Consider the following 26863-nt stretch of genomic DNA (forward strand, 5'->3'; position numbering starts at 1 on the left):
CATCTCAATCGGCCCCCTTCAACACGCTGCGCGGCAGTCCGATCACGACCGGCCGCGCGATGGTGCGCGAATGCCGGATGGCGCGGCCGATCTCCGGCAGGTCGGCACGGCCATGGACTTCCACGAAGGGCATCGCCATCGCCGCCAGGATCGGCCGCAGATAGAGCCCGTTGGAGACATGGTACTTCGCCTTGTCGCCGATATCGCCGCGCAGGGTGATCAGGATCGGCAGCGGGATCTGGTAGGTGTAGTTGATCTTGGTGATGGCGTAGATGCAGGTGAGGAAGCCGCTCGCCCCCATCACCGCCAGCGCCGAGGTGCCGGAGAAGAAGGCCCCAGAACACAGTCCGATGGCGCTTTCCTCGCGGTTCACCGGCACATGGCGGAAGCGCGCATCGCCGTCGAAGCGCCCGATCATGTCGGCGATCCAGCCATCCGGCAGGCTGGCCACCAGCTTGACGCCCGCGGCAGCCACCTGCTCCACGATCTCGGCGGACAGATCCGCGCTGTCACTCGACACTGGCATTTCCCTTCGGATCGAAATACGGCGCGGCAAGCCCCGGCACCGCCAGCGCATCCGACGCCAGGCAGATGTCCTGCGCGGCATTGCCGAGCGACTTGAAGACGGTGATCTCCTCCGCGTCGTGCCGCCCGCGCAGGGTGCCGGCCAGCGCCGCGCCGATCTCGCCCACGACACGCGCGCGATCCAGCGCCCCGGAGGCCAGCGGCAGCACCAGGTCCCCGGCGCGCGCGAGGCAGGCGGATTCGCTGTCGCACCAGAACAGGCCGCGCGCGGCCAGCACATCATCGGCCTCCCGCGTGTCGGGCCGGAAGGCGCCGCCGAGATTCACATGCGTGCCTGGCCGCAGCGCCGCGCCGGGAAATACCGGGGCTTCGGCATTGGTGACGGTGGTGACGATGTCGGCTTCCGCCACCACGGCGCGGTCCGTCGTGACTTCGGCGGGCAGGCCCTCCGCCCGCAGGCGGGCGACCAGCGCCTCGGCGCGCCGCGCGTCGCGCCCCAGGATCACGGTGCGGCCGATGCGCCGCACCGCGGCCACCGCATGCGCGCAGGGCCCGGCCAGCCGGCCGGCGCCGATCACCACATGCGTCGTGGCCTCGGGCCGCGCCAGCAGCCGCGTCGCCGCGGCGATGCCGCCGCCGGTCCGCCAATCGGTCAGCGCATCGGCCGAAAGCAGGCCGAGCGGCGCCAGGCTGTTCGCGTCGAACAACATCACCATCGCCGTGCTGTCAGCGCCGCGGGTCGCGATCAGCTTCAGGCCGAAGACCTCGCCCGACAGGAAGCCCGGCATGGCGAAGACGATGCCCTCCCCGTCCGGCCGCTGGATCTCGGACCGCACCGGCACCACCATCGTGCCGGAGGACAAGGCGATGAAGGCGCGCGCGCTGCTTTCCACCGCCAGCGCCGGCGTCAGCACTGTTCGCAGCGCCGCCTCCGACAGCAGCCGCATCAATGCGCGTCCAGCAGGCGGCCGAGGCCAGCAATGGGCGCCGCGTTGCCCGCCAGCCGCAAGGCGCGCCACAGGAGCGCGGTGTTGGAGGTGACGACGGGCACGCCCAGCGTGGACTCCAGCGTTGCGATGCTGGCGAAGCTCGGCAGGTCCGTGGCCAGCAGCACCACCGCATCCGCCCGCGGCAGGCCGTGGACGAAGCTGGCCAGGCGGTCCGGCCGCACTTCCGGCACGTCGCGCATTGCCAGGATGTCCAGCGTGGCATGGCCCGCCAGCTCCAGGCCCTCGGCCGCGAAGAAAGCCGGCGCCAGCGCATGGATCGCCGCCGGATAGGGCGTGCCGAGTGCAATCCGGCGCACGCCGAGCGCCGCCAGCGCATCGGCCATCGCGCTCCAGGCGGAGGCGCAGGGCGTGCCGGTGGCTGCCGTGACCGCCGCGGTGCGGTGCCGGTTCCAGCCGGGCTCCATGATGAAGCTGGTGACCATGTCGGCCAGCAGGATGACGTCGGTGCCGGTCGCGGCCAATTCCGCCACCGCCCGGTCCATCTCCGCCTCCATCCGCCGCACCGCATCGGGGGTCAGGTCGCCGCGCGCCAGGATGCGGGTGGCGAACAGGGCCACGCCAGGCGGCAGGACGGACCAGAATTCCGGCTCGATGACCGAGTTGTTCGCCGGCACGACCAGGCCGATGCGTCCCGCCGGCCCGAATTGCGGTGCAGCCTGCGACCCGGATCGTCGATGGTCTTGCATCGGGGTGGCCGGCCTCGCTATCTGGATCCAGGAATCCACTACAAGCGTCCAGGCCGGTTGCGTCAAGCGGGCCCGCCGCCGCCCCGCATTCATTCAGGATCCTTGCCGAGACATGCCGATCGAATCCGCGCAGACGCTCTGCCTCGCCCATCTGCGGGACGAGATCCTGTCCGGCCGCCTCGCACCCGGTGAGCGCATCCGGCCGGAGGCGGTGGCGGCACGGCTCGGTCTCAGCCGCATGCCGGTGCGGGAGGCCCTGCATCAACTCGACGCGGAGGGACTGGTCACGCTGCGCGCAAACCGGGGGGCCATCGTCACCCGGCACGACCCGGCCGCCCTGGCCGAGATCTTCGAAATGCGCGCGCTGCTCGAAGGCCTTTGCGCCCGCCACGCGGCGCGCGGCGCAACGGCGGCCGATATCGAGGACCTGGATGCGGATTGCCAGGCGATGCGCCGCGCCATCGCCGATCCGACCCGCTGGGTGGACCGGCACGAGGATTTCCACGACCGGCTCTGCGCCCTGGCCGGCCGCCCCCGCGCGGCGGCGGAAGCACGCCGGCTGCGCCTGCTGGTGCGCCCGCTGCTGCATGGCTTCGTGGCGGCGGAGCGTGATCCGGAAGCGCTTGGGCATGAGCATGAGGTGATCGTGGACGCGCTGCGCGACCGCGACGGGCGGCGCGCGGAACGCCTGGTGGTCGCCCATGTCAACGCCAATGCGGCCTCGCTGCTCGGCGTCGCCACCTCGCCCCGGCTGCGCGGCCGATGCTTGACACGCTGATCTCGGGCGGCCGGATCGCGACCGCCACAGGGCTGGTCGAGGCCGATCTGGGACTGCGCGACGGCCGGGTTGCCGCCCTGCTGCGACCCGGGGAGGCCTCGTCGGCACGCCAGGTCGTTGCCGCCGATGGGCTGGTGGTGCTGCCGGGGCTGGTCGACGCGCATGTCCATTTCCGCGACCCCGGCCTGACCCACAAGGAGGATTTCACCAGCGGCACCGCGGCGGCGGCCGCCGGCGGCGTGACCACGGCGCTGGTGATGCCGACGGACCTGCCGCCGACGCGCAGCGCCGAGGATGTCGCGGCCAAGCGCGCGCTCGCCTCCGGCCGGCTGCATGTCGATGTCGGCCTGCAGGCGCTGGCGGTGGAAGCCGGGCCGGTCGCGGCGCTGGCCGTTGCCGGCGCCGTGTCCATCGAGGTGTTCCTGGGCGACATGCCGGCGGCACTGATGCCGCGCGACGATGCGGCACTGGCCGCCATCGCGCAGGCGGCCCGCGCCGCCGGCATCGTGCTCGGCATCAACCCGGCCGATGACGCGGTGATCGCGGCGGCGGAGGCGCGGCTGCTGGCGCTGCGGCCGCGTCCGGGCAGCGACCCGCTCGATTTCTTCCACTCCCGCCCGCCGGAGAGCGAGGCCCGTGGCATCGCCCGCGCCCTGGCGGTGGCCGCCGGCGCGGCGCTGCATCTCCGCCAGATCAGTTGCCGGGACAGCCTGGCGCTGCTGCGCCAGGCTCGCGAGCGCGGCCAGGACATCACCGCCGAGACCATGCCGCACTACCTGCTGCTGGATGAGGCCGAGATCAGCCGCCAGGGACCCTTCGCCAAGATCCTGCCGCCCTTGCGCCAGGCGGCGGACCGGGCCGCGCTGTGGGAGGCGTTGCGCGACGGCACGCTGGACATGGTGGCTACCGACCACGCGCCGCATGCCCTGGCCGAGAAACTGCCGGGCCTGGAGGATATCTGGGCCGCGCCCGGCGGCTTCCCCGGCGTGCAGACACTGCTGCCGCTGATGCTGGGCGCCGTCGCCGAAGGCCGCATCGGCTGGGGCGACCTGGTGCGGCTGTGCTGCGAGGCGCCGGCCCGGCGCTTCGGGCTGTTCCCGCGCAAGGGGCACCTGGCGCCCGGCGCCGATGCCGATCTCGTCCTGGTGGACCCAGGCCGCAGCGCGGTGATCCGCAACGCGGACCAACGCAGCCGCGCCGGCCGGACGCCCTTCAATGGCTGGGAGACCACCGGCTGGCCGGTCGCCACCTGGCTCGGCGGCGTCTGCATCCTGCGCGAGGGTGCCCTGGCGGAGGCCCGCCGCGGCGCCGTGCTTTAAGAGCATTTTCAAGTCAGGCGGATACGCCTGACGGCTTGGAAAATGCGCCAAATCAACGGCTAGCTAGGCACCCGCACCACCATCGCCGCCAGCCCGCCCCCGGCCGGGGCCTGCTGTTCCGCGCCGCCGGTGATGAAGCTGCGCGTGGTGCCGAACAGCGCGCCCACCACGCCGGAGGCCGCGGGTCGCAGATGTTTGTCGGCGTCGAACTCGCTTTCGAACACCGTGGTGCGCCGGCCGCGCACCATGCCGCCCGGCCGCACCCCCACCTTCACGAACAGCGCCTCCGGCGTGCTGCCGGTGAACAGGCCGTCCGCATCCGGCACCAGCCCGGCGCGCCGCGCCAGCTGCAGCAGCGCCGCGGCGTCCAGGATATCGGCCATCGGCGCGCTCTCCAGCCGCAGATCGCCGCCAGCGCCCGGGACATTGGCCAGCAGAATGACCTCGTTGTTCGCAAGCTCCGTGCCCGAGACCGCCATGACCCGCCGGCTGTGCAGCGCGACGTCGCGGCCGATCGCGGAATCCACCACACGATCTTCCGCGACCTCCCCCAGCGCAATCCCGGCCCCGAGTGCCGCAACCGCGCGCGCGATGGCGGTGGAACCGGCGCGGGCGCCGATCTCGGGCGGCAGGTCCGCCAGGTGCCGGCGCGGCAGCACGGGGCTTTTCACGAAGACCAGGGCGACCTGGTCCGCCGTCGCCCCGGCATCCGCCATCGCCGCGCGGACCGCGGTGGCCACCGCCAGGGCGTGGGCGCGCCCCCCCCGGTCCGCCAGCGGCACCGGCGGGCTGGACGCGGCCCCCAGCGCCAGGCGTGGCGGCCCCGCGGGGTCGCGCGGCGCGTCCCCCGAAAGCTCCGCCAGCAGGTAGCCGAAGGGGGTGATGACGCCCTCGCAGCCGGTCGAGAACACCAGCGTCGCACGTTCCATCGCTGCTGCACCGAGCTGCTCCGTGATGGCCGCGCGTGCCGCGCCGATCGCGACCTCGCGGGAAAAATCATTCAGCGTCGCGGTGCCCTCGGTCTTGCCCAGCACGGCAAGGCGGCGCAGGCGGTCGCGCGGCAGCGCCGCCAGCAGGCGCGCCAGGTCGCGCGCATCGCCCGGACCCTCGCAATCATAGGCCGTGAGCATCAGCGTCATCGCGGGCGGTCCGTTCCAGCAGGCGGCCAGCTTCGCTCCTGGACGCCAGGTGGGCAAGGCACGCGGCTTGCAGGCTTGCGGCCTGCCGTCACGCACCGCACCATCGCCGCGCACCACAGGGCCGCCGATCGATGCCGCATGACGACAGCTTCCTGATCCTGCGCGAAGGCGAAGCGGAAGACCTGGTCACGGCGGCCGAGGCGTTGGACGCCGTCGAATCCGCCTGGCGGGAATACGGAACGGCACGCCGCGTGCTCTCGGATCCTGCCGCCATGAAGCTGCGCAGCGGCGCCACGACCTTCAAGATCAAGGGCGCCGTTCTTGGGCAGGCGCGGATCGCCGGCTTCCGCCTGGTCGCGGATCGCCAGGAGGCTGGCGGAGAGACGACCCGCGACTGGTTCTGGCTGGCCGATCCGGATGGCGGCCGCCCGCTGGCGCTGGTGGAGGCGTTCTGGCTGCACTGCCTGCGCACCGCGGCCACCGGCGCCCTGGCGGCCCGTCTGCTGGCGCCGGCCGGCATCACCACCGCGGCGCTGATCGGCAGCGGACGGATCGCTGCGCATGTGCTGCCGGCCCTTGCCGCGGCGCTGCCCGGGCTGCGGCAGGTGGCGGTCGCCTCCCGCCGCTTCTCCGCCGTGGAGCGCTTCTGTGCCGAGGCCCAGCCGGGGCTGCCCTTCGCGCTGCGCCCCGCCCCGAGCGTGCGGGAGGCCTGCGCCGGTGCGTCGCTGGTGCTGACCATCACCAGTGCCATGGCGCCGGTGCTGCATGCGGCGGATCTGGCGCCGGGCGCCACGGTGGTCGGGCTCGGCGATACCGAGATCGCCGCCGATGTCCTGGCCTGGGCAGATCGCTTCGTCGTCGACGACCTGGCCTTCGCGACCACGACCGGCAGTGTCGCCGGCTGGATCGCCGGCGGCGCGGTGACGGCGGCAGACCTTGAGCAAAGGCTGGACGCGGATGTCGGGGAGATTGCCGCGGCGCTCAAGCCTGGTCGGCTAGGGCCCGAGGACAACGTCCTCGCCGTGGTACAGGGCATGGCTGTGGGTGACCTCGCCTTGGCGGGTATGGCGTGGCGGAGAGCGGACGCAACCCGGGTGGGAGCAAGAATTAATTTGGCAGGACGGGGGCCGGTCTCGATCTAGCCGGACACTTCATCAAGGCTGGCGGGCAGGGCACAAGGCGTTGATCCGCCAAGGGATTCGGCTGCGAACCCAGAACCCTGCCGGTTTCGGCCAGCACGCCCGCCGACGCACCCGCTAAGCTGCCCCTGCCGGGGCTGTAGCCGGTCGCCTGCAAGCCGATCATCGCCCGCTACGACGGCAGATCTCGCTCGTCCGACGGTGGCCTGCTGGCGCTGCTTGCGATTGAGGCGCGTCCCGGCGTGGCCGAACGTCTCGCTGCTTGCGTCAATGGTTCGCGCGCTCGAGCACGTCCGCCACGGTCTTGCTGAGATGCTGCGCCTCCACCTCCTGATGATTGGCGCCGACCACGACGACGGCAACGATGCCACGGCCGATCTGAAAGACTCAGCCTGCCCGCGGATGGACCTTCAGCCCTGGATCCGCAGCAAGGAATCCAGAAGCGAATCCGCAGCTTGCCTCGCGCAACCAAGCCTGGACAGGCCTCCCATGCCGCCGCAGACTGTCGGCGGCTTCCGGAGGCTGGTGCAATGACGTTGCCGACCATGTCCCTTTCCCGACGCGCCCTCGGCGCCGGCATCCTGACCTCGGCTGGGCTGGCGCTGACGCCCGAAGCCCGAGCACAGGCTCCAGGCGCCGTGAACTTCATCGGCTGGTCGGCTGCGGTCGATCAGGTCAAGGCGCAGATTTCTGCGTTCGAGGCCGCCACGAGTCTGCGCGTGAACTATGAGAACTTTCCCTGGGCCCAGTTCCGCACCGCCCTGGTCACCCGCCTGGTCGCCAACGCGCCCATCGACGTCTCCTGGGTCTCCGACGCCTGGCTGCCGGAATTCGCGGAGGCCGGCTGGCTGGCCGATATTTCCGACGTGCCGCAGCTGATGCGCTACAACACGGAGGCCGCCGAGTACTGCACCCAGTCGATGACCTATCGCGGCAAGCAGTACGGGCTTTCCTACTACGGCGACCACATGTCCTTCATGGTGAACACGGACATGCTGGCCCGCGCCGGCATCTCAACGCCGCCGACGACGTGGGATGAAGTTGTCGAGCAGTCGCTGCGCATGAAGCAGCAGGGCATTGCCGACTTTCCGCTGCTGCTGTCGCTCGCCGCCGACACCTGGCTGATCGAGTTCGTCACCGCCCTGACCTACAGCTTCGGCGGCCGCTTCGTGGACGACCAGGGCGCGGCGGTGATGGCGGATGCTGGCCGCGGCGCGGTGCGTGCGGCAGCCTTCCTGCGCGATGCCATCCATCGCCACAAGATCCTCTCGCCCGGTGCCGTCGAGACCGGGGAGATCAACGGGCTGCGCGCCTTCGGCAGCGGCGCCCATGCCTTCGCCATCGTGCCGACCTACCGCATCCGCGCGCTGAACGACCCGGCGCAGTCGTCGGCCGCGGGCAAGATCCGGCTGGCGCTGATGCCCAAGGGCGGGCCCTCCGGCACCAACGAGACCTGCGGCTGGATCCGGTTCTACGGCATGACGCCCGGTGCCAAGGCCGATCCCGCACGCCGCGCCCGCGCCGTGCGCTTCATGGAGTTCTTCGGCGGCCGTGACACCGCCGGCAACTACTCCATGCAGAAGCTTCTGCTCACCGATGTGGGCCTGCCATCCTGCGCGCTGCCGCTGTCCGAGGATGCGGATGTGAAGACCTTCTGGGAACGATGGGCGGGTGGCGGTGCCATCGTCGCGCAGCAATCCGCGCTGGCCCGCAAGAAGGACGTCATCTCCCCCTGGTTCGGCGAATGGGTGGAAACCAGCAACCAGGCTTGGCAGACCGTCTGCTTGGGCCGCGCCGAGCCGGAGGCGGCGATGCGCACGGCGGCGGCGAAGTGGACGGAGTTGCGCCGGGCGTTCCGGTGACGTGCTCGGCGCCCTGAACCGCCGCTTCGGCTACGACGACCGCAGCGCGGCCCTGCTGGTGTTCCCGGTGGTGGCGGTGCTGCTGGTCGTGGCGGCCTTCCCCATTCTGTATTCCTTCTGGGTCAGCCTGCACGACATCGTGCTGACCCGGCCGTTGCGGCGCCCCTTCGTCGGCTTCGACAACTACCTGCGCATCTTCGACGATCCTCGCTTCTGGGTCGCCGTGACCCGCACCACCGTCTACACCGTGGTGACGGTGGCCGTGACCACACTGCTCGCGGTGCTCGTGGCGCTGCTGCTGAACGAAGCTTTCCCTGGCTCGCGCCTGTTGTCCGCGCTGCTGCTGGTGCCCTGGGCCACGCCCTCTGTCGTCAACGGGCTGATGTGGAAATGGATCTATGACCCGACCTACGGTCTACTGAACGGGCTGCTGCTCCAGCTCGATCTGATCGAGCGCTACCGCGTCTGGCTCGGTGATCCGGACCTGACGCTGATGCTGATCGCCAACGCGGCAATCTGGAAGCAGATGCCCCTGGCCGCGCTGCTGATGATCGTCACCATGAAGGCGATCCCGGAAGATCTGTATCGCGCCGCGAAGGTGGATGGTGCCGGTGTCTTCCAGCGGTTCATCCACGTCACCTTGCCGGCGCTGCGGCCAGGCCTGATGCTGGTGCTGGTGTACGAGACGATGATCAGCATCCGGCATTTCGACTTGTTCCTGATCATGACACAGGGCGGCCCTGGCGATGCCTCATACTCGCTGTCCTGGCTGATCTACGTGGAAACCTTTCGATCCCTGCGCTTCGGCACCGGCGCGGCGATGTCCTACGTTCTGGCGATGGTCACCTTCGTGCTGAGCTGGGCGGTGATCCGGTTCCTGGGCAAGCGGATCTGATGGCATGAGCAAGCGCCCGATCGGCCCCGGCCTGGCCCGCGGCTTCCTGCTGGCCGCCTTCTCGGCGCTGTTCGTCCTGTATGTGGCGGGGCCGGTGGCGTGGCTGGTCTCCTCCTCGCTGCAGACGGAGGCGCAGATCACGGCGGTGCCGCCGAACTGGCTGCCGCCTTCCCCCAGCCTGGCCAATTTCGAGGCCATCTTCAGCGCCGGGGACCGCCAGGTAACCTACGAGACGCGGCGGCAGGGCGATGCGGCGACCGGGGGGTTCCTGCCATCCGGTGCGGCGAACCTGCTGCCCTCGCTGTGGAACAGCCTCACCGTCGGGGTCTGGGTCGCGGTGCTGAACCTGCTGCTCAGCGTCACCGCCGCCTATGCCATCGCGGTGATTGATTTCCGCGGTCGCCGCGCGACGCTCTACACTGTGCTGGCGACACGGGTGGTGCCGGACATCGCGCTGGTGGTGCCGCTGTTCCTGGTGATCCGCAACCTGGGGCTGATCAACAGCCTCGGTGCGCTGGTCGTCACCTACCTCGCCATCACCGTGCCCTTCACCATCTTCATCCTGATCTCCTACTTCGAAGGCATCCCCCGCGACCTGTACCGCGCCGCGCGGATCGATGGCTGCGGCCATTGGCGAGCGCTCGGGCATGTCTACCTGCCGCTGTCCCTGCCGGCGCTGGTCGCCGCGCTGACCTTCGCCTTCCTGACCTCCTGGAACGAATTCGTCTTCGCGCTGGTCCTGACGCAGAACGTGCAGGCGCAGACGCTGCCGATCGTCATCTCCGGCTTCATCATGGACTTCACCACCAGCTTCTCCTTCGTCAACGCCGCGGGGGTGATCGCCATCGTGCCGCCGGTCCTGATGGCGGTGTTGTTCCAGCGCTACATCGTCTCCGGCCTGACCGCCGGCGCCGTGAAGGGATAGCGGCCGATGGCGACCATCACCTGCGCGGCGCTGACGAAGCGCTATGGCAGCGTCACCGCCGTCGATGCGCTGGATCTGACGATCCGTCACGGCGAGTTCATGGTGCTGCTCGGTCCCTCCGGATGCGGAAAGACCACGACGCTGAACATGATCGCGGGGTTGGAGGAGATTTCCGACGGCGAACTCCGCTTCGATGAGGTCGACGTCACCTGGACGCCGCCGCACAAGCGGGAGGTGGCGATGGTGTTCCAGTCCTACGCGCTGTACCCGAACAAGACGGTGCGCGAGAATATCGCCTTCCCGCTGCGCCTGCGCGGCACCCCGCGGGCGGAGATCGAGCGCGCGGTCGCCGAGGTTGCAGCGCAGCTCGAGATCACGCCGCTGCTGGAACGCCGGCCGCAGGAGCTTTCGGGCGGCCAGCGGCAGCGCGTGGCGCTGGGCCGCGCCATCGTGCGCAAGCCCGCCGTGTTCCTGATGGACGAGCCGCTGTCGAACCTCGACGCAACCCTGCGGCTGTCCATGCGCGGCCTGATCAAGCGCCTGCATCACGGCCTGCGCGCCACCTTCGTCTATGTGACGCATGACCAGGCGGAGGCGATGACGCTGGCAGACCGCATCGCCGTGATGCGTGGCGGCCTGATCCAGCAGCTCGACACGCCCGAGGGTATCTACACGCGGCCCGCCAACGTCTTCGTCGCGGGCTTCCTGGGCAGTCCGCCGATCAACCTGGTGCATGGCCTGGTGCAGCCCGGTCCCGTCTTCGCGCGCGGCGCGTTCGAGTTGCCGCTCGGCCAGGATGTGTCGCCGGGTCGGGAGGTCACGCTCGGCCTGCGGCCGGAGGATGTCTCGGCGCCGGAGCCGGGCCTCGCCATATTGGAAGCGCGGGTGGAGCTGGTCTCGCCGCTTGGCTCGGAGACGCACCTGGACGTGCTGGCGCCCGACGACGTGCCGCTGACCCTGCGCGTGCCGAAGGAATGGCGCGCGCGGGAGGGTGAGGTGATCCGCTTCGGGATCGACCCCGCCCGCCTGCACCTGTTCGACCGCGCCGACGAGCGACGCCTGTGATTCCGCCACCGCCCGTCCCGGGCGGGCCTCTCGGCAGGTCGTTCCGCCGGCGCGAGGATGCCCGGCTGCTGACCGGCGACGGCGCCTTCCTGGACGACATCGCAGGACCGCCCGGCTGCCTGCATGCCGTCTTCGTCCGCAGCCCACACGCCCATGCCCGGATCGGCGGCATCGACTCCGCGGCCGCGCTGGCAGTGCCCGGCGTGGTGTCGGTGCTGACGGGGGCGGCGCTGGGACGGCTGGTCGCGCCGCTGCGCATGGCGCCGCCGATTGAAGGGCTGCACCCGATGGAGATGCCGGTGCTGCCGGTGGAGGCCGCGCGCTTCGTCGGCGACCCGGTGGCCATGGTGCTGGCGGAGACCCGCCGCGCGGCCGAGGATGCGGCGGAGCTTGTCGACGTGGACTGGGACCCGCTGCCCGCCATTGCCGGCATCGCCATGGCGGCCGCGCCGGGCGCCCCGCTGGTGGACCCGGTGCTGCCCGGCAACCGCGTCTCCCACCAGGCTTTCGCGACGTCCGGGCTGGATGCCGCCTTCGCCCGGGCGGACCGCATCGTGCAGGCGCGGTTCGGGCAGCACCGGCAGACCCATGCGCCGCTGGAGCCGCGCGGCGTGATGGCGATCTGGGATCGGGGGCGGCGGCACCTGACCCTCCGCTGCGGCACCCAGGCGCCCCACCCCTATCGCAGCGCGGTGGCCGTGCGGCTCGCCCTGCCGGAATCGCAGATCACTGTCGACAGCCCGGAGATGGGCGGCGGCTTCGGCCAGAAGATCATCCCGTTGCGCGAGGATCTCTGCGTGGCGGCCGCCGCCGTAGCCCTCAGCCGGCCGGTGCGGTGGCGGGAGACGCGCGGGGAGAACCTGATGGCGTCGTTGCAGGCGCGGGAGGAGACGGTCGCCACCGAGGCCGCCGTCGCCGCCGATGGCCGCATCCTCGGCCTGCGCTGCAGGATGGAGGCGGATTTCGGCGCCTGGTCCTTCTTCCCCGCCAACTACATGGCGCGGGTCGTGGCGCTGATCCTGCCCGGCCCCTACCGGATCCGCGAGTATGGCTATGCGGTGGATGTCTGGCTGACCAACAAATGCCCGGCCGGACCCATGCGCGCGCCGATGGCGATCACCTCCTGGGTCATGGAAGGCACCATGGACGCGATTGCGCGCGACCTCGGCCTCGACCCCCTGGTGGTGCGCCGGCGCAACTCGCTGACGCCGGAGGACCTGCCCTATGTGACCGCAACCGGCGAGCGCTACGCTTCGCTCTCGCCCCTGGCGACGCTGGAGGCGGCGACCGCGGCGCTCGGCTACGAGGAACTGCGCGCGCGCCAGCCGGCGGAGGGGCGGCTGCTCGGCCTCGGCATCTGCACCGTGGTCGAGAGCACGACCTATGGCAGCGCCTTCTACCGCGCGGCCGGAATCGCCGGCTCGGGGCATGAGGTGGCGAGCCTTCGGGTGGAACCCTCCGGCGCCATCATCGCCTCCTGCGGCCTGATGGGCTCCGGCCAGGGCTACGAGACCACGCTGGCGCAGGCCGCGGCGGCCGGGATCGGCGCCGCCTTCGGCGACGTGCTGGTGCGGATCGGGCATACGGACATCGCGCCCTACGGCATGGGCAGCCGCGGCAGCCGGGGGGCCGCGGCGGGTGGCGGTGCCCTCTACATGGCCGGGCTGAAGCTGCGGGCGAAGCTGCTGGCGATCGCCGCGGCGATGCTGGGGCTGAACACGGCGGAGGGCCTGGAGATGCGAGAGGGCAAGGTGCTGCGCCAGCTCGGCGACCGCCTTTCCAGCACCGGGCTGGACCTGGCACAGCTGGCACGCGTTGCGCATCTCGACCCGCTGCGGCTGCCGCCGGGCATGGAGCCGGGGCTGCACCAGGTCCTGGCCTTCGACCCGCCGGCGATGACCTACTCGAACAGCACCCATGCCTGCGCGGTGGAGATCGACCGGGCGACCGGCGCGATCACCATCCTGCGCCACGTCATTGCCGAGGATTCCGGCACGCTGATCAACCCGATGGTCGTCGAGGGCCAGACGCATGGCGCAACCGCCATGGGACTGTCCGGGTCCATGCTGGAACATGCCGCCTACGGCGCGGATGGCCAGGCTCTCGCCGGCAGCTTCATGGACTACGCCATCGCGCGCGCCAGCGACCTGCCGGCCTTTGAGGTCTCGCACCACGGCACGCCGGCAGAAGGTACGCCGGCCGGCATCAAGGGCATGGCGGAGGGTGGCACGATGGGTGGCATCGGCGCGCTGATGAACGCGGTGAACGACGCACTGGCACCGCTCGGCGCGCGGCTGGACAGCCAGCCCGCGACGCCTGCCCGCATCTGGGCGGTGCTGCAGGCGGCGACGGACAGGGAGGGCGCGGCATGACGGCACGTATCGGCTTCATCGGGCTAGGCATCATGGGCGCGCCGATGGCGGGGCATCTGCGCGCCGCGGGCCATCAGGTGACGGTCGCCAACCGCAGCCGAGGCCCGCGCGTCGCCGAGCTTCTGGCGGCCGGTGCGTCCTGGGCGGACAGCCCGGCCGCCGTAGCGGCTGCGAGCGACATCGTCATCACCATCCTCGGCTTCCCGCGCGACGTCGAGGAGGTCTGGCTCGGCCCTCAGGGCCTGGTCGCGCAGGCTCGGCCCGGCAGCTTACTGGTCGACATGACGACCTCCGCCCCCAGCCTGGCGCGACGACTGTCGGAGGCCGCTTCGGCGCGTGGGGTGCTGGCGCTGGACGCCCCCGTATCCGGCGGCGAGTCCGGGGCACGGAACGCCGCCCTGTCGATCATGGTCGGGGGGACCGGCGAAGCCTTCGCGATGGCCCTGCCGGTGCTGGAGCGTCTGGGCAAGACCATCCGCCACCTCGGCGGACCCGGCGCCGGGCAGCACGCGAAAATGGCCAACCAGATCATCATCGCCTCCACCCTCATGGGCGTGGCGGAGGGCCTGTCCTACGCCCGCGCCGCCGGGCTCGACGGCGAAGCCGTGCTGGACGCGCTCGCGCCCGGTGCGGCGGGATCCTTCCAGCTCAACATGCTCGGCCCGAAGATGCTGGCCCGAGATTTTGCACCCGGCTTCATGCTGAAGCATTTCCTCAAGGACCTCAGCATCGCCGTGGCGGAAGCCGAGGTCCTGGGTCTCGAACTGCCCGGACTCGCCCAGGCGCGGCGGCTTTATGAAAAGGCTGCATCGGTTCAGGGCAAGGATGCCGGCACACAGGCGATTATTGCAGCCCTGACCTGCTGAGGATTGTCGGCCGGCGCCGGAGGAAGGCGAGGAGCCAAATAGTGGCTGCCCCTGCACGGTTGCCTCCCGCGTCACCTCGCGCAGGAAGTTGCCGGCGTTCAGCGGCATCGCCAATTTGGACCCGTCCGTCAACGCTGTCGGTAGGCAGGGCGAAGCGAGTGGTTTCGTGAATTCGGAGCGGTTTCGCCTCGTTCGCATACCTCCGTGATCTTCGATGAGCACCAATCGCGCACCGGCCCGCTCGCTCCAGGGGCCCGGGCCCATCGCTCGCGGATCAGGACTCCGGAGAACAGGCCGGCCTCTACTCCGGTGGTGCAAGCTCGAAGCGCGTCATCTCCTCCAGGCTGTTGCCGAACCAGGCCTTGATGCCGGCGGTCTGCTGGCCGATGGGGCGCGGCAGGCCATTCTCAACTACCATCGGCAGGTCGTGGCCTGGGATCAGGAGGCAGCCGGGACGGGTGCGGCAGATCTCCCACACCATCTCCACGGTGGCGCGGCTGACAGCGGCGTCATAGGTCATGTCGGTCTGCCGGGTGGTGAGCTCCACGCGGTTCTTCACCGCGTCCTGCAGCAGCACGCAATCCTGTCCGTCGCCTTCAATGAGGAAGATGAGATGCCCCGGCGTATGGCCGGGCGCGAGATATGCGGTGATGCCAGGCAGCACGGTGTCGCCTTCGTCGACCAGATGCAGCGTCGGCCAGGTGGACAGCGCCATGATGGCGTGTTCGGGCACCGGCGTGGTACCCCATTCGACGCCGAGCGCCCAGGCCATCTCCTTCCGCCCGATGGCGATGCGCGCATGCCGGAACAGCGGCCAGTTCACCGCATGGTCGTGATGCGAATGGCTGAGCAGAAGGTCGGTCACGTCGCTCGGCGCGACGCCGTGTTTCGCCAGCGCGTCGACCAGCGTGCGTCGCTGGCCGAAGCCGCCCCCATCCAGCACCACGATGCGGCCATGGCCACGCAGCAGGACGATGGTGCTCCAACCCAACCCACCATGCTGCGTTGCCTTGCCGGGAAAGCCCGGCACGAGGATGTCCAGAACCCAGCCGCCGCCCTGCCACTGCATCGCCTGCATTCCTTCAATCCAGCCGCACGCCGGACGCCTCGACCACTGGCAGCCAAAGCGCCAGTTGCTGCTCCCAGAAACGCTGGAACTCCACCGTGGTGCTGCCGGCCGGCTCGGCCCCGGCTTCTCGCAGCCTGCGCGCCAGGTCGGGCTTGGCGACGGCCGTGCGGATCGCGCTCTCCAGACGCGCAATGGCCTGGGCCGGCGTGCCGGACGCGGCAAAGACGCCCATGATGTTCATGATCTCGAAGTCGTCGAAGCCCTGCTCGATGGCCGTCGGGACATCCGGCAGCGCCGGATTGCGTTCCCGCGCCAGCACGGCGAGGGCGCGGACATTGCCGGAGCGCACATGCGGCGCCTGAGAGGCAATGCCTTCCACCAACCAGTCGACGTTCCCGGCGATGAGGTCGGCATAGACCAGCCCCGCGCCACGATAGGGCACATGCACCGCCTGCGTGTCGCTCCGCAGGTTGAACAGATGGGCGCCGAGGTGGTTGATGCTGCCGGCGCCGGCCGATCCGTAGGTCAGGCGGCCTGGTGTCTCCTTCATCACTGCGACGAGTTCCCGCAGCGAATTCGCCCGCACATGCTTGCCGACGGTCAGCACCATGGGCAGCGTCGCCACCAGCGAGACGGGCGTGAAGGCGGTGCGCGGATCCAACCGGGGGTCACGGATCAAGCCGGCGTTCAGCACCGCATTGGTGATGGTGAACAGTGCAACCGTATGGCCATCCCTCGGCGCGCCCAGCAGCGCCTCTGCGCCGATGATTCCGGCAGCACCGCCGCGGTTCTCGATCAGCACGGTGCGGCCGCCAAACATCTCCTGAATGCCGGGGGCGAGGATGCGCCCGACGACATCGGTCGCGCCTCCCGGAGCAAAGGGAACGATGATGCGGACGGTCTGGCTTGGGTATTCCGCCTGCGCGAAGGCGGGCGCGGTCAGCGCCGCTGCCGCGAGGCCGCCCAGTGTACGTCGCTTGATGTTCATTGCTGTTGCCTCCCCAATTTTTCGCTGATCTCTACGGCATCAGGCACGGCACGCCGGCGCGCTCGCACACGCCACGCAGCTGCAGGGCCAGGCTTTCCGGAATCGGAATGCCCTCCGCCAACCTGCGGGCGCGGCTGGCGACCTCGGGGTCGCCGGCGACAAGCACGGGCTTCGCCGGATCGGACGCTGGCGTCGCGTGCAGCACGTCGATCGCCTCGTCCAGGTCGGCCTCGAATTCGCCTTCTCCGCGGAAGCAATCGGGGTCGATTGCCATGAAGAAGTGGCCGAGATTGTCCGGATCCTCCGGCTGCTGCGTGCGGTTGCGGATCGGCGAGAAGGACGCGCCCGACAGCACGCCGCCCAGGATATGAACCATCATGGCGAGGCCGTAGCCCTTGTGACTCGCCATCTCCTCCGTACCGCCGAGCGGTGTCAGCCCGCCCTGATGCGTCACCCGCAGCCGGTGCCAGGCCTCCGCGGGATCCGTTACGGGATGGCCTCCTTCATCCAGCACCCATCCAGCCGGGAGCGGCCTGCCCTGCAGATCATGGACCTTGACCTTGTTGCTGGCGCAACTGCTTGTCGCCATGTCGAGCCGGAACGGCGCGTTGCGAACCGCCGGCGCCGCGAAGGCGATGGGGTTGGTGCCGAGCAGCGGGATCGAACCCCTCGTCGGCACAACGGAGATGCTGCGCGTCGCGCTCGTCACCATGCCGACCAGGCCCTCGGCCGGCGCCAAGGCGGCGTAGTAGCCGGCTGCGCCGAAATGGTGGGAGTTGCGCACCGTCACCACGCCGACGCCCGACAGTTTCGCCTTGGACATCGCCAGCTTCATGCCGAAGACGGCCGCCGGATGACCGAGACCGGCCTCGGCATCGACGAGTGCGGTCACAGGATTCTGCCGCACGATCCGCGGTACGGCCTTCAGGTTGAGACGGCCCTTCCTGCGACTTTCGTCATAGTCCATCAGCATCGAGATGCCATGGCTGTCGACGCCGGCGAGGTCTGTCTCCAGCATCACTTCCGCAGTGACCCGCACCGCCTCCGCCTCCATGCCCCAGGCGGTGAGGATGGAGGTGATCTGCGCGCGGCAGGTCTCGGCCGCGACAAGCGGCATGTCGCTCATCCGGGCTTGAGACCGGCAATCGCGATGGCACGTCGGGCCTTCGCCAACTCACCCTGCAGGAAGCGGGCAAGGTGGTCGGTCGTCAGTTCCTCCGGCGTTGGCGGGTTGACGCTGAAGGAGAGCAGCCGCGCGCGAACTTCGGGATCGTTTGCCGCATCGCTAATCAAGGTCTGGACACGGGCGAGGATCGGCGTCGGCGTGCCGGCTGGGGCAAAGAGACCGACGAAGGAGGCGGCAAGGAAGTCGCGATACCCCGCCTCGATGAAAGTCGGTACATCGGGCGCCTGCGGCGAACGCTGTGGCGCGGCGACGCCGAGGATGCGGCCGCGGCCGTCGCGGTGCAGGTCCAGCACGCTGGACAGCTCGATCAGGATGCCATCGACGTTGCCGGCCACGAAGTCAGGCAGCGTGGCACCACCGCCGCGGTAGGGCACGTGAACCAGATTGGCGCCGGTCTCCGCCTTGAACAGTTCGAGCGGCAGGTGGTTGGCGCCGCCGATTCCGGAGGTGCCGATGGAGACGCCATTCGGCCGCGCCTTCGAGAACGTCACCAGTTCGGGCAAGGTGCGCACCGGCATGGATGGCTGTACGATGAGCACCATCGGAACCTGGCCGAACATGGCGACGAAGGTGAGGTCGGTGATCGGGTCGAAACGCTTGTCCGCCATTAGGAGCGGGCTGTTGACGATGGATCCCGGGCTGCCGATCAGGAAGTTGTAGCCATCGGGCCGAGACCGAATGACCGCCTCGGTCCCGATGGCACCGGAGGCGCCGCTACGGTTCTCCACCACGATGGGCTGGCCGAGCTTCGGCGAGATATGCGCGCCGTAGAGCCGTGCCAGAACATCGGTATTGCCCCCAGCCGCAAAGGGTACGACGAAGCGGATCGGTCGGTCCGGCCAGTTGGCCTGTGCAGTAGCCTCGCGCGCCGTTAATGCCGCGGCGATGACGCCTAGCAGCGGGCGCCGTGCGACGATCGGGTTCATGCCATTTCTCCCTTCGATCCCGCTCTGCGGCGGATTGTGCAAAGCTCAGACCCAGTAGGGCGGGAAGCCGGAATTCTTCTGGTCGGCTTCCAGCTGGCGCAGCATGGCGTGCCATTCCAGCACGCCATAGGGCCGCCGCGCGCCCGGCTGGTACAGATGCGCGGTCTTGGAGAGGATCTCCTCACCCGGAATCGTCAGCTCGGCGCGCGCCGCCATCGCATCCACCTGCGCGCGGCAGGACATCTCCAGCTGGTACATGGTGTTGAAGGCCTGCGGCAGCGTCGCGCCGCAGGTCAGCAGCCCATGATTGCGGAACACCAGCGCATCATGCGCGCCGAGGTCGGCGACGATGCGCTCGCGCTCGGACAGGTCCACCGCCGGGCCTTCGTAGTCGTGGTAGCCGAGGTGGCCGACGAAGCGGATGGAGGTCTGGCTCATCGGCAGCAGGCCGCACTGCATCGAAGCCACCGCCATGCCCGCGCGGGTGTGGGTGTGGATCACCGCCGCCACGTCCGGCCGCGCCTTATGGATCGCGCCGTGGATGACGTAGCCGGATTTGTTGATGCCGTAGTCGGTGTCGGGCTTCCACAGGATGTTGCCCTCGACGTCGATCTTCACCAGCGAGGTCGCGGTGATCTCCCGGTACAGCAGGCCGTACAGGTTGATCAGCAGGTGGTCGGTGCCAGGGATGCGCAGCGTGATGTGGTTGTAGATCAGATCCGTCATTGCGTAGGCGTCCATCAACCGGTAGCAGGCCGCCAGGTCGAGGCGCGCCTGCCATTCCGCGGCGCCCACCTCATCGCGGATCGAGGGCCAGTCCGTGTGGTAGCGCGGAGCCGCGAGGTCCATCTTGGTGTTTCCCTATCCCCAGTTCGAAGGCGTGGATGGTTCCCAGCGCGTCCTCCCCCTCCAATCGGAAGCTTAACGAACACGTTCAGGCACCAGTCCCGGTTAGAAGCCGAACAACCGCGCTGGATTCTCCACCAGGATCTTCCGCCGCGCCGGCGCGTCCGCCCAGTCATTTAGCAAGTTGAAAAGCTGCACCGATCCCACCGCATGCGCGAAGGACAAATGCGGATAGTCGCTGCCCCAGATGATGCGATCCGGCACCGCCTCCACCAGCGCCCGCGCCATCGGCGCGGCATCGACGAAATCAGGCGGTGTCGCCATGCGGTAGGTGCCCGTGAACTTGGCGTAGCCCCGGACGTCGTCGCGCTTCAGGACCTCGATCAGGGCCTTAAATCCGGGCTGATCCGGACCGTCCTTGGACAGGAACATGCCCATATGCGCCAGGCTGAAGGACACCTTGAGGCTGGCCAGCACCGGAAGCAGTTCCGCCGTCAGCCAGCCCGGGCCGAGAAAGTCGAGGTGCCACCCCAGTTCGTGGCAGCGCGCCTCCAGCCGCCGGATGCGCGGCAGCATCTGCGCGGAGAAGCCATCGATCCGCGGCTTGACCGGCGAGTAGTTGATGCGCACGCCACGCACGCCGAGCGCGTCCATCTCCGCCAGCACATTGTCCGGAACATCCTCGTGCACGTCGACGATGCCGCGGCAGCGGGCGATGCCCACCTCCCGCATCGCGTCCAGCATGCAGGCATTGTCCTCGCCATAGGCGCTGGGCTGCACGAAGACGAATCGCTCCAGCCCGAGATGCGCGGCGAGGTCGAGGTAGTCCGGCAGCGGCGCTACCGGCGGCGCGTAGCGCAGCGGCTCCGGCGAGGCGTAGGGATAGCGCGCCGGATCGCCAAAGACGTGGAAATGCGCGTCGCAGGACAGCGGCGGCGCACGGAAGGCGGGCGGCCCTTCGGCCTTGTGGTCGAGCATCCTCGGTTGGTTCCTATTCCAGCTTCACCCCGGCGCGCCGCACCACCTCCCGCCACAGCGCGACCTCCCGCGCCACATGCGCGGACATCTCGGCGGGGGTGGAATGCGCCGGTACCGCCCCCGCGGCGGCGAAGGCCTCCACCAGCTTCGGGCTGCGCAGCGCGGTGGCGATCTCCGCGTTCAGCCGCGTGATCACCGCCTCCGGCGTGCCCTTCGGCGCGGCGACGCCCCACCAGTACATCATGTCGTAGCGCGGCTGCCCCGCCTCGATGAAGGTGGGCACGACCGGCAATGCTGCTGCGCGCCGGGCGCCGGTGACGTCCAGCCCAAGCAGCGTTCCGGCGCGAACATGCGCGACGCCAGAAGCCAGGCTGGCGATCGCCATGTCGACGCGGCCGGAGATCACCTCGCTGATCGCCGCGGCGACGCCGCGGAAGGGTACGTGCAGCATGCGTGTGCCGGTGACGTTCAGCAGCAGTTCCATCGCCAGATGGGCCGAGGAACCCTGCCCACCTGAACCGAAGCTCAACTCGCCCGGCCGGGCCTTGGCCATTTCCAGCACCGCGTTCAGGTCACGCGCGCCGAGGCTCGGCCGGACCAGGAGGATGGAGGGGCTGTTGGCGATGCGACTGACCTGCACCAGATCCGCCAGCGCGTCGTAGGGCATGCTTGGATAGAGCGCTGGGGAGATGGCGAAGGAGTTGTCCGTCAACAGCAGCGTCAGCCCGTCCGGCGCGGCTCGTGCGGCGGCGGTCGCGCCCAGCGTGCCGCCTGCCCCACCGCGATTCTCCACCACAACGGATTGTCCAAGCTGCGCCGTCAGTTCCTGCGACAGCAGGCGGGCCGAGATGTCGGTGAAGGAGCCGGGCGCGAAGGGGACGATGATGCGCACCGTGCCGCCCGGCCAGCCCTGCGTCATGCCGAGGCGCGGCAGCAGGAAGGGGGCGGCCAGCAATGGCAGGATGTGGCGGCGTTTCATTGTTGGGTTCCTCCCGGTCTTGTTCACGGCGCCAATGCGGCGCGCCATCTTGCGACCAGCGCCGTGCGCCGACCGGGGTCGAGCAGGCGGTGGAAGCCGGCATCCAGCGCGATCGGCGCGATCGGCCGCGGCGGGGCCGCGAGCACCGGCCAGAAGCCGCCTTCCGCCAACGCAGCCTGGCCCTCCGGCGCCACCATGTAGGCGACGAAGGCGGCGGCGGCCTCAGGGTTCGCGGCACGGCGAGGGATGAAGGCGAGGCGTGCGACGGCCGGCGCCGGCGCTGCCGAATCCGCGACATGGAGGCCGGGATCGGCGGCGGCGGCGCGCAGCGCATAGGCGCCGAGCACATGCACCGCCAGCACGCCCGTCTGCATCGCCTGCACCAGGGCGTGGGCGGAACCGCAGAGCTGCGGCCGTCGTGCGGCGAGGGCGGCGAAGCCTGCCTCGAAATCCGGGTCGTCGAGGCTCGCCCGCAGCAACGCCAGGAAGCCGAGGCCATTCGCCACGATGTCCGGCACCGCCACCGGCCCGGGATTGGCGTGGAGGTGACGCGCGATCTCGCCGAAGGTGCCGGCCGGGCAGGCCGCGCGGGCCAGGGAGAATACCGGCTCCCACGTCGTCGCCAGCGCCAGCCCCTGCCAGTCCGCCATCGCCGGCAGGCCATGCGCCACGCCGTGCTGCTGCGCATGGCCATCCAGCACCAGGCCCATCACCTGATCCATCGCGCTGGACCAGACGAGGTCTGCCGTCGCGCCGCCGGCCGCGTGGTCCGCCAGGTAGCGATCATGCAGGGCGGTGCTGATGCCGAAGATGAAGTCCACCTCGACGTCCGGATGGCGCTGCGCGAAGCCCCGCAGCAGTGCCTCGCAATAGGGCCGCTCGGCCGCCGAGAAGATCGTCAGGCGGCCGCGCGGCGTCATGGCAGCAGCTTGTGCAGCGCCGCCGCATCGGCGCGGGCGGCGGCCATCAGGTAGCCGACGTCGTTGCCCGCGATCAGGAAGCGGGCACCGAGCCCGATCAGGTCGTTCTGCAGCTCCGCATCGCCGCGGATGCCGCCGACGCCGAGCACCTTGTCGTGGGCGCGGCAGGCGGCGGCGACGGTCACATACGCCTCCCGCAGCTTCGGATTCCGCAGTTCCCCGGGAATGCCCATTTCGGTGCAGAGGTCGTTGGAGCCGATCAGCAGCAGGTCCACGCCGGGCACGGCGGCGATCGCATCGGCATTGGCGACGCCCTCCGGCGTCTCGATCATGCAGACCACCAGCGTGCCGGCATTCAGCGTGGCATTGATCTCGCGCAGCGGCATGGCGCGATAGCCGGTGCCGGGTCCCGGACCCATGACGGAGCGGTGCCCGACCGGTGGGAATCGCGCCGCCTGCACGATGGCGCGCGCCTGCGCCGCCGTGTCCACATGCGGCACGATGATGCCCTGCGCCCCGCCATCCAGGATGCGGCCGATCCATTCCGCGCCGTGGCCCGGCGGGCGCACCAGCGGCGTGACGCCGAAGGCGGCGGCGGCGGTGCAGATGGCGGAGGTGGCCTCCAGCCCGATCGGGCTGTGCTCCATGTCCACATACAGGGATTCGAAGCCGCAGGCCGCGACCATCTGGCCGATGTCGACGCTGCGCGCCTGGCGCAGACCCATGCACAGGACCAGTCCGCCCGCCTCGAGCCTGCGCCGTGCCGCGTTCGTGGCTATATCCGTGCCGGAAATGGTCGTTCTCCCCCTCACTTGCCCGCGACGCTACCGGCGGGTTTTCGGATTGTCCAGCATGACGGGATTTTCTTCAAACGCGCCGGAGGCCACACGGCTTGAGGCCAAGCGGGGTGCCAGCAGCCTCGAGAAGATGCTCGGCCTGCTCGACCTGTTCACCACGGCCGCCCCGGCCTGGGCGACGGAGGACCTGATCCGCGTCTCCGGCACCTCGCGGTCCACCTGCTACCGCTACATCAAGTCGCTCCAGGGGGCCGGGCTGCTGACGCCGGTGTCGGGCGGCGCATGGATGCTCGGACCCCGCATCATTGAGTTGGACCGCACCATGCGGCTGTGCGATCCGGTCACCGTCGGCGGCGTGCCGGCGATGCGGCGGCTGGCCGCGGAGGTGGGGCAGACCGGCCTGCTCTGCCTGCTGTTCTCCGGCACCGTGATGTGCGTGGCGGATGCCCCGGCGCCGGGCGCCCCGGCCGGGCTGTTCAGCCGTGGCCAGCGGCGGCCGCTGTTTACCGGCGCAGCCTCGAAGGTCATCCTGGCCCACCTGCCGCCGCACCAGCTGCGCGCCATCTTCGCCCGCCACGGCAGCACCATCCAGGCCGCCGGGCTGGGTGGTGACTGGGACGTCTTCCGCCAGTCCCTGCGCGAGATCCGGGAGGCCGGGCACTGCATCACGCAGTCCGAGTTCATGCCGGGAATCGTCGGCATCGCCGCGCCGCTGTTCAACGCGGAGGGCGGCGTGCTGGGCAGCATCGGCATCGCCGCCCCGCTCGAGAGAGTGCCCGGCCCGGCGCGTCAGGCCCTGGCCGGGAAGGTCATGGAGGCGGCGCGGCAGGCCTGTGCCAGCATCGCGGACCAGGAACAGCTCGCCGCGCTGCCGGCCCGCGCGGTGGGCTGACCGCTGCCTCAGCTCGCCGTGATGTTGGCGCGGCGTACCACAATGCCCCAGCGGTCGATCTCGGCCCGCTGGAAGGTAGCGAAGGCATCGGGGCTGCTGCCGACCAGGTCCAGGCCAAGATCGGCGGCACGGCGGGCCACCTCCGGCACGGCCAGGGCCGCGGCGACGTCCCGGTGCAGCCGGTTGATGATCGCGGCCGGCGTGCCGGCGCGCAGGCTCATGCCGTACCAGTTCGTCACCTCGAAGCCCGGCACGGTGTCCTTTGCTACGGGCAGGTCCGGCAGTGCCGCCAGCTTGCCGGGGCCGGTGGTGGCCAGAGCGCGCACGCGTCCGGATTCGATATGCGGCTGGGCGATCGCCAGCGCATCGAACATGAACTGGCACTGCCCGGCGATGACGTCCGTGAAGGCGGGCGCACTGCCACGGTAGGGCACATGCACCGTCTGGATGCCGGCCGCCGCGTTCAGCAACTCGCCCGACAGATGCGGCAGCCCGCCATTGCCAGAGGACGCGAAGTTCAACTTCCCGGGCTGCGACTTCGCCAATGCGATGAACTCGGCCAGCGTCCGGGCCGGCACCTGCGGGTTGACCACCATGACGAAGGCCAGGGAGGCCACATGCGACAGCGGCGCGAAGTCGCGCAGCACGTCCACCGGCATGGTTGGATAGAGCACCGGGTTCACCGCCAGATTGCCGGTGGTGCCGAAGAAGATGGCGTGGCCATCGGCATCGCCCTGCGCGACGGCCTGGGTGGCCACCAGGCCATTGGCGCCGGGCCGGTTCTCCACCACGACGGGCTGGCCAAGGCTGGCGCCCATATGCGGCGCCATCAGCCGCGCCAGGATGTCGATGCCGCCACCCGGCGGAAAGCCGATGACGATGCGGATGGGCCGGCTCGGAAAGCTTTGGGCCAGGGCGGGGGATGCGAGCGGCAGTGCCATCGCGGCGCCCATCAGCCCGCGGCGGGTCATTCCTGTGTTCATACTGCCCTCCCTTTTGGCGCCTTGCTGCGGCACCTTGACATTTCTTCTCGTATGGTGGGATTGATTGACAGGTTGGTCAAGCCTGGAGGAAATGAGTGTCCGACATCCAGCTTTATGCCGGCACGGCAGGACATTCCGTCTGGTTCAGCGACGACCTAGGTGCGAGTTGGGTTCATCCGAACAGCCATTCGGGCATGTACCTCGAAGCCCGCGTCTGGGGCTTCGCCAGCCACCCGGCAACGCCGGGGCGCCTGTTCGCCGCCACCGACATGGGCGTCTATCGCTGGGACGAAGCCACCGCGCGCTTCGTCCACCTCCCCTCCCCCATGGAAGATGTCTGGGCGATCGCGATCGATCCCGCGGACCCGGACGTGCTGATCGCCGGCACGAGGCCCGCGGCATTCTTCCGGTCCGCCGATGCGGGAGGCAGCTGGTCCGCCGTGCCGGCCCCGGGCATCGCCGGCTTCTCCGAACAGAACAAGGGCCCGACCCGGGTCACGCAGATTCTCTTCGACCCGGTGGATGATGGCACGGTCTGGGCCTCCGTCGAGATCGGCAGCATCTTCGTCAGCCGCGACCGTGGGCTGACCTGGGCGGAACGCGGCAACGGTCTGGTCTCCGGGGACGTGCACGGACTGGCGGTGGTCCCGCTGCCGGGCGGCGGCAAGGCGCTGCTCGCCACAACCAACCGCGGCCTTCATCGCAGCGAGGATGACGGAGCCAACTGGGTGCTGCAGGACCTGCCGGCGCCCTGGCCCTACACCCGCGGCGTGCAGCCGCGTGCCGACAATTCCGGCGTGGTGTTCCTGGCCAATGGCAACGGCCCGCCGGGCAATGACGGGTTTCTGCTTCGCTCCCGCGACCACGGCGTGACCTGGGAGGATGCGGGCCTGCCGGGCGCCCTGAACAGCACCGTCTGGTGCATCGCAACCGATGCCTGCGACCCCATGCTGGTGCTGGTCTGCACCAATCTCGGACAGGTCTTCCGAAGCCAGGACGGCGGCGAAAGCTGGACCCGGCTGCCGCACGAATTCGGCGAGTTGCGTGGCCTGCACTGGCGGGCCGTGCCGCCGGGCACCCGGCAGGCGGCACACTCCATCACGCGGCCCATCCTGACCGCCGCGCAGATGAACCACCCCATGGCGCGGAGGACCGCATGACCGAACGCTTCCCCGCGATCCCGCCGGACCAGATGAACGCGGCGCAGCGGGACGTGGCGGCCGCCATCGCCGGCGGGCCGCGCGGCTCCGTCCGCGGCCCCTTCCTGGCGCTGCTGCACAATCCGCCGCTGGCGATGCGGATCCAGGGGTTGGGCGAGCATCTGCGCTTCGGCACCGGCATGCCGCAGGCGCTGGTGGAACTGCTGATCCTGGTGACGGCGCGGCGCTGGAACTGCCAGTACGAATTCTTCGCCCATGCCCGCATCGCCCGCAACGAAGGCCTGCCGGAGCCGATCATCGCTGCCATCGCCGCAGGCCGCCGGCCGGACCCGATGGATGCCGATCAGGCCATGGCTCACGACTTCGCGGTCGCCACCCATCGCGACGGCAAGCCGACCGATGCGCTCTACGCAGCGGCGGAGGCGCGCTTCGGCAAGGCCGGCGTGCTCGATCTTCTGGCGCTGGCGGGCTACTACACGATGCTGGCGATGGTGCTGAACACCGCCGATCCGGCCTTGCCGGATGGCGCCACGCCGCCGTTGAAGCCGCTGTGAGGAT

General features: G+C 70.1%; 27 protein-coding genes. 13 read left to right on the forward strand and 14 right to left on the reverse strand.

What is annotated here, in order from left to right:
- Nucleotides 1-4: 4 nt before the first annotated feature.
- From ACFHPP_RS23475 to ACFHPP_RS23485, 3 genes are read right to left on the reverse strand one after another with little or no spacing between them, the layout of a single operon-like run.
- A complete protein-coding gene (locus ACFHPP_RS23475; RefSeq protein WP_437165668.1) occupies nt 5-520 on the reverse strand; it encodes a hypothetical protein in 516 nt (171 codons plus the stop codon).
- Nucleotides 510-1472 (reverse strand): ornithine cyclodeaminase family protein, encoded by a 963-nt coding sequence (locus ACFHPP_RS23480; RefSeq protein ID WP_437165669.1) that lies wholly within the window; start codon nt 1470-1472, stop codon nt 510-512. Before ACFHPP_RS23480 ends, ACFHPP_RS23475 begins: the two co-directional genes overlap by 11 nt.
- Nucleotides 1472-2221, reverse strand: coding sequence for a maleate cis-trans isomerase family protein (locus ACFHPP_RS23485; RefSeq protein ID WP_437165670.1), 750 nt, complete (start codon nt 2219-2221; stop codon nt 1472-1474). Before ACFHPP_RS23485 ends, ACFHPP_RS23480 begins: the two co-directional genes overlap by 1 nt.
- Before the next feature lie 112 nt (nt 2222-2333).
- Between ACFHPP_RS23485 and ACFHPP_RS23490 the strand changes: the two genes are divergently transcribed.
- Nucleotides 2334-2999 (forward strand): GntR family transcriptional regulator, encoded by a 666-nt coding sequence (locus ACFHPP_RS23490; RefSeq protein WP_437165671.1) that lies wholly within the window; start codon nt 2334-2336, stop codon nt 2997-2999.
- On the forward strand, nt 2984-4318 hold the full coding sequence (locus tag ACFHPP_RS23495) for a dihydroorotase (RefSeq protein WP_437165672.1): 1335 nt from the start codon (nt 2984-2986) through the stop codon (nt 4316-4318). Before ACFHPP_RS23490 ends, ACFHPP_RS23495 begins: the two co-directional genes overlap by 16 nt.
- A 59-nt stretch (nt 4319-4377) precedes the next feature.
- Here ACFHPP_RS23495 and ACFHPP_RS23500 read toward each other — a convergent pair whose 3' ends face one another.
- Nucleotides 4378-5457 (reverse strand): ring-opening amidohydrolase, encoded by a 1080-nt coding sequence (locus ACFHPP_RS23500; protein WP_437165673.1) that lies wholly within the window; start codon nt 5455-5457, stop codon nt 4378-4380.
- A 131-nt stretch (nt 5458-5588) separates the two neighbouring features.
- Between ACFHPP_RS23500 and ACFHPP_RS23505 the strand changes: the two genes are divergently transcribed.
- From ACFHPP_RS23505 to ACFHPP_RS23540, 8 genes are all read left to right on the forward strand, one after another.
- Nucleotides 5589-6599: a hypothetical protein gene (locus ACFHPP_RS23505; RefSeq protein WP_437165674.1), complete on the forward strand. Its 1011-nt coding sequence runs from the start codon at nt 5589-5591 to the stop codon at nt 6597-6599.
- Nucleotides 6600-6908: 309 nt separating this feature from the next.
- A complete protein-coding gene (locus ACFHPP_RS23510) occupies nt 6909-7130 on the forward strand; it encodes a hypothetical protein (RefSeq protein WP_437165675.1) in 222 nt (73 codons plus the stop codon).
- A gap of 11 nt (nt 7131-7141) precedes the next feature.
- Nucleotides 7142-8458: an ABC transporter substrate-binding protein gene (locus tag ACFHPP_RS23515; protein WP_437165676.1), complete on the forward strand. Its 1317-nt coding sequence runs from the start codon at nt 7142-7144 to the stop codon at nt 8456-8458.
- A 1-nt stretch (nt 8459) separates the two neighbouring features.
- Nucleotides 8460-9353 (forward strand): carbohydrate ABC transporter permease, encoded by an 894-nt coding sequence (locus ACFHPP_RS23520; protein WP_437165677.1) that lies wholly within the window; start codon nt 8460-8462, stop codon nt 9351-9353.
- Between the two features lie 4 nt (nt 9354-9357).
- Nucleotides 9358-10278: a carbohydrate ABC transporter permease gene (locus ACFHPP_RS23525; protein WP_437165678.1), complete on the forward strand. Its 921-nt coding sequence runs from the start codon at nt 9358-9360 to the stop codon at nt 10276-10278.
- A 6-nt stretch (nt 10279-10284) separates the two neighbouring features.
- The gene (locus ACFHPP_RS23530; protein WP_437165679.1) at nt 10285-11343 is read left to right on the forward strand and encodes an ABC transporter ATP-binding protein; all 1059 of its coding nucleotides are present in this window, start codon (nt 10285-10287) and stop codon (nt 11341-11343) included.
- Nucleotides 11340-13715: a xanthine dehydrogenase family protein molybdopterin-binding subunit gene (locus tag ACFHPP_RS23535; RefSeq protein WP_437165680.1), complete on the forward strand. Its 2376-nt coding sequence runs from the start codon at nt 11340-11342 to the stop codon at nt 13713-13715. The genes ACFHPP_RS23530 and ACFHPP_RS23535 overlap by 4 nt, the downstream gene beginning before the upstream one ends.
- Nucleotides 13712-14581, forward strand: coding sequence for an NAD(P)-dependent oxidoreductase (locus ACFHPP_RS23540; RefSeq protein WP_437165681.1), 870 nt, complete (start codon nt 13712-13714; stop codon nt 14579-14581). Before ACFHPP_RS23535 ends, ACFHPP_RS23540 begins: the two co-directional genes overlap by 4 nt.
- A gap of 301 nt (nt 14582-14882) precedes the next feature.
- On the opposite strand, the gene ACFHPP_RS23545 is transcribed toward ACFHPP_RS23540, so the two are convergent.
- The 9 genes from ACFHPP_RS23545 to ACFHPP_RS23585 form a co-directional block, all read right to left on the reverse strand.
- Nucleotides 14883-15659 (reverse strand): MBL fold metallo-hydrolase, encoded by a 777-nt coding sequence (locus ACFHPP_RS23545; RefSeq protein ID WP_437165682.1) that lies wholly within the window; start codon nt 15657-15659, stop codon nt 14883-14885.
- Between the two features lie 4 nt (nt 15660-15663).
- The gene (locus ACFHPP_RS23550; RefSeq protein WP_437165683.1) at nt 15664-16638 is read right to left on the reverse strand and encodes a Bug family tripartite tricarboxylate transporter substrate binding protein; all 975 of its coding nucleotides are present in this window, start codon (nt 16636-16638) and stop codon (nt 15664-15666) included.
- 31 nt (nt 16639-16669) lie between these two features.
- On the reverse strand, nt 16670-17755 hold the full coding sequence (locus ACFHPP_RS23555; RefSeq protein WP_437165684.1) for an Ldh family oxidoreductase: 1086 nt from the start codon (nt 17753-17755) through the stop codon (nt 16670-16672).
- Between the two features lie 5 nt (nt 17756-17760).
- Nucleotides 17761-18750 carry a Bug family tripartite tricarboxylate transporter substrate binding protein gene (locus ACFHPP_RS23560; protein ID WP_437165685.1) on the reverse strand — a complete coding sequence of 330 codons (990 nt, stop codon included), beginning with the start codon at nt 18748-18750 and terminating at the stop codon, nt 17761-17763.
- A gap of 45 nt (nt 18751-18795) precedes the next feature.
- Nucleotides 18796-19599 carry a class II aldolase/adducin family protein gene (locus ACFHPP_RS23565; RefSeq protein WP_437165686.1) on the reverse strand — a complete coding sequence of 268 codons (804 nt, stop codon included), beginning with the start codon at nt 19597-19599 and terminating at the stop codon, nt 18796-18798.
- Between the two features lie 102 nt (nt 19600-19701).
- Nucleotides 19702-20574, reverse strand: a complete 873-nt coding sequence (locus ACFHPP_RS23570) for an amidohydrolase family protein (protein WP_437165687.1) — start codon at nt 20572-20574, stop codon at nt 19702-19704.
- Nucleotides 20575-20587: 13 nt separating this feature from the next.
- Entirely contained in the window at nt 20588-21553 is a 966-nt protein-coding gene (locus ACFHPP_RS23575; protein ID WP_437165688.1) for a tripartite tricarboxylate transporter substrate-binding protein, read from the reverse strand.
- A 23-nt stretch (nt 21554-21576) separates the two neighbouring features.
- On the reverse strand, nt 21577-22473 hold the full coding sequence (locus tag ACFHPP_RS23580) for a substrate-binding domain-containing protein (protein ID WP_437165689.1): 897 nt from the start codon (nt 22471-22473) through the stop codon (nt 21577-21579).
- Nucleotides 22470-23198, reverse strand: coding sequence for an HpcH/HpaI aldolase family protein (locus tag ACFHPP_RS23585; RefSeq protein WP_437165690.1), 729 nt, complete (start codon nt 23196-23198; stop codon nt 22470-22472). Before ACFHPP_RS23585 ends, ACFHPP_RS23580 begins: the two co-directional genes overlap by 4 nt.
- 127 nt (nt 23199-23325) lie before the next feature.
- Between ACFHPP_RS23585 and ACFHPP_RS23590 the strand changes: the two genes are divergently transcribed.
- Nucleotides 23326-24162: an IclR family transcriptional regulator gene (locus ACFHPP_RS23590; protein ID WP_437165691.1), complete on the forward strand. Its 837-nt coding sequence runs from the start codon at nt 23326-23328 to the stop codon at nt 24160-24162.
- Nucleotides 24163-24170: 8 nt separating this feature from the next.
- Here the strand turns inward: ACFHPP_RS23590 and ACFHPP_RS23595 are convergent, their stop codons facing one another.
- On the reverse strand, nt 24171-25133 hold the full coding sequence (locus tag ACFHPP_RS23595) for a Bug family tripartite tricarboxylate transporter substrate binding protein (protein WP_437165692.1): 963 nt from the start codon (nt 25131-25133) through the stop codon (nt 24171-24173).
- 107 nt (nt 25134-25240) lie between these two features.
- On the opposite strand from ACFHPP_RS23595, the gene ACFHPP_RS23600 reads away from it, so the two are divergent.
- Together ACFHPP_RS23600 and ACFHPP_RS23605 are read left to right on the forward strand one after the other, a co-directional pair.
- Complete coding sequence (locus ACFHPP_RS23600) at nt 25241-26305, forward strand: WD40/YVTN/BNR-like repeat-containing protein (protein WP_437165693.1); 1065 nt, start codon at nt 25241-25243, stop codon at nt 26303-26305.
- Nucleotides 26302-26859: a carboxymuconolactone decarboxylase family protein gene (locus ACFHPP_RS23605; protein WP_437165694.1), complete on the forward strand. Its 558-nt coding sequence runs from the start codon at nt 26302-26304 to the stop codon at nt 26857-26859. The genes ACFHPP_RS23600 and ACFHPP_RS23605 overlap by 4 nt, the downstream gene beginning before the upstream one ends.
- Nucleotides 26860-26863 lie beyond the last annotated feature (4 nt).

This window comes from Falsiroseomonas sp. E2-1-a20 (genome assembly GCF_051433195.1).
Lineage (GTDB): Bacteria > Pseudomonadota > Alphaproteobacteria > Acetobacterales > Acetobacteraceae > Falsiroseomonas.

Excerpts from the sequence above, each read along its gene's own strand:
- ACFHPP_RS23500 (WP_437165673.1), bottom strand. The coding sequence starts at position 5,457 with ATGACGCTGATGCTCACGGCCTATGATTGCGAGGGTCCGGGCGATGCG.
- ACFHPP_RS23565 (WP_437165686.1), bottom strand. The coding sequence starts at position 19,599 with ATGGACCTCGCGGCTCCGCGCTACCACACGGACTGGCCCTCGATCCGC.
- ACFHPP_RS23560 (WP_437165685.1), bottom strand. The coding sequence starts at position 18,750 with ATGAACCCGATCGTCGCACGGCGCCCGCTGCTAGGCGTCATCGCCGCG.
- ACFHPP_RS23570 (WP_437165687.1), bottom strand. The coding sequence starts at position 20,574 with ATGCTCGACCACAAGGCCGAAGGGCCGCCCGCCTTCCGTGCGCCGCCG.
- ACFHPP_RS23480 (WP_437165669.1), bottom strand. The coding sequence starts at position 1,472 with ATGCGGCTGCTGTCGGAGGCGGCGCTGCGAACAGTGCTGACGCCGGCG.
- ACFHPP_RS23590 (WP_437165691.1), top strand. The coding sequence starts at position 23,326 with ATGACGGGATTTTCTTCAAACGCGCCGGAGGCCACACGGCTTGAGGCC.
- ACFHPP_RS23505 (WP_437165674.1), top strand. The coding sequence starts at position 5,589 with ATGCCGCATGACGACAGCTTCCTGATCCTGCGCGAAGGCGAAGCGGAA.
- ACFHPP_RS23495 (WP_437165672.1), top strand. The coding sequence starts at position 2,984 with ATGCTTGACACGCTGATCTCGGGCGGCCGGATCGCGACCGCCACAGGG.
- ACFHPP_RS23555 (WP_437165684.1), bottom strand. The coding sequence starts at position 17,755 with ATGCCGCTTGTCGCGGCCGAGACCTGCCGCGCGCAGATCACCTCCATC.
- ACFHPP_RS23515 (WP_437165676.1), top strand. The coding sequence starts at position 7,142 with ATGTCCCTTTCCCGACGCGCCCTCGGCGCCGGCATCCTGACCTCGGCT.
- ACFHPP_RS23605 (WP_437165694.1), top strand. The coding sequence starts at position 26,302 with ATGACCGAACGCTTCCCCGCGATCCCGCCGGACCAGATGAACGCGGCG.
- ACFHPP_RS23595 (WP_437165692.1), bottom strand. The coding sequence starts at position 25,133 with ATGACCCGCCGCGGGCTGATGGGCGCCGCGATGGCACTGCCGCTCGCA.
- ACFHPP_RS23575 (WP_437165688.1), bottom strand. The coding sequence starts at position 21,553 with ATGAAACGCCGCCACATCCTGCCATTGCTGGCCGCCCCCTTCCTGCTG.
- ACFHPP_RS23585 (WP_437165690.1), bottom strand. The coding sequence starts at position 23,198 with ATGGGTCTGCGCCAGGCGCGCAGCGTCGACATCGGCCAGATGGTCGCG.
- ACFHPP_RS23490 (WP_437165671.1), top strand. The coding sequence starts at position 2,334 with ATGCCGATCGAATCCGCGCAGACGCTCTGCCTCGCCCATCTGCGGGAC.
- ACFHPP_RS23540 (WP_437165681.1), top strand. The coding sequence starts at position 13,712 with ATGACGGCACGTATCGGCTTCATCGGGCTAGGCATCATGGGCGCGCCG.
- ACFHPP_RS23485 (WP_437165670.1), bottom strand. The coding sequence starts at position 2,221 with ATGCAAGACCATCGACGATCCGGGTCGCAGGCTGCACCGCAATTCGGG.
- ACFHPP_RS23525 (WP_437165678.1), top strand. The coding sequence starts at position 9,358 with ATGAGCAAGCGCCCGATCGGCCCCGGCCTGGCCCGCGGCTTCCTGCTG.
- ACFHPP_RS23530 (WP_437165679.1), top strand. The coding sequence starts at position 10,285 with ATGGCGACCATCACCTGCGCGGCGCTGACGAAGCGCTATGGCAGCGTC.
- ACFHPP_RS23545 (WP_437165682.1), bottom strand. The coding sequence starts at position 15,659 with ATGCAGGCGATGCAGTGGCAGGGCGGCGGCTGGGTTCTGGACATCCTC.
- ACFHPP_RS23550 (WP_437165683.1), bottom strand. The coding sequence starts at position 16,638 with ATGAACATCAAGCGACGTACACTGGGCGGCCTCGCGGCAGCGGCGCTG.
- ACFHPP_RS23580 (WP_437165689.1), bottom strand. The coding sequence starts at position 22,473 with ATGACGCCGCGCGGCCGCCTGACGATCTTCTCGGCGGCCGAGCGGCCC.
- ACFHPP_RS23510 (WP_437165675.1), top strand. The coding sequence starts at position 6,909 with ATGCTGCGCCTCCACCTCCTGATGATTGGCGCCGACCACGACGACGGC.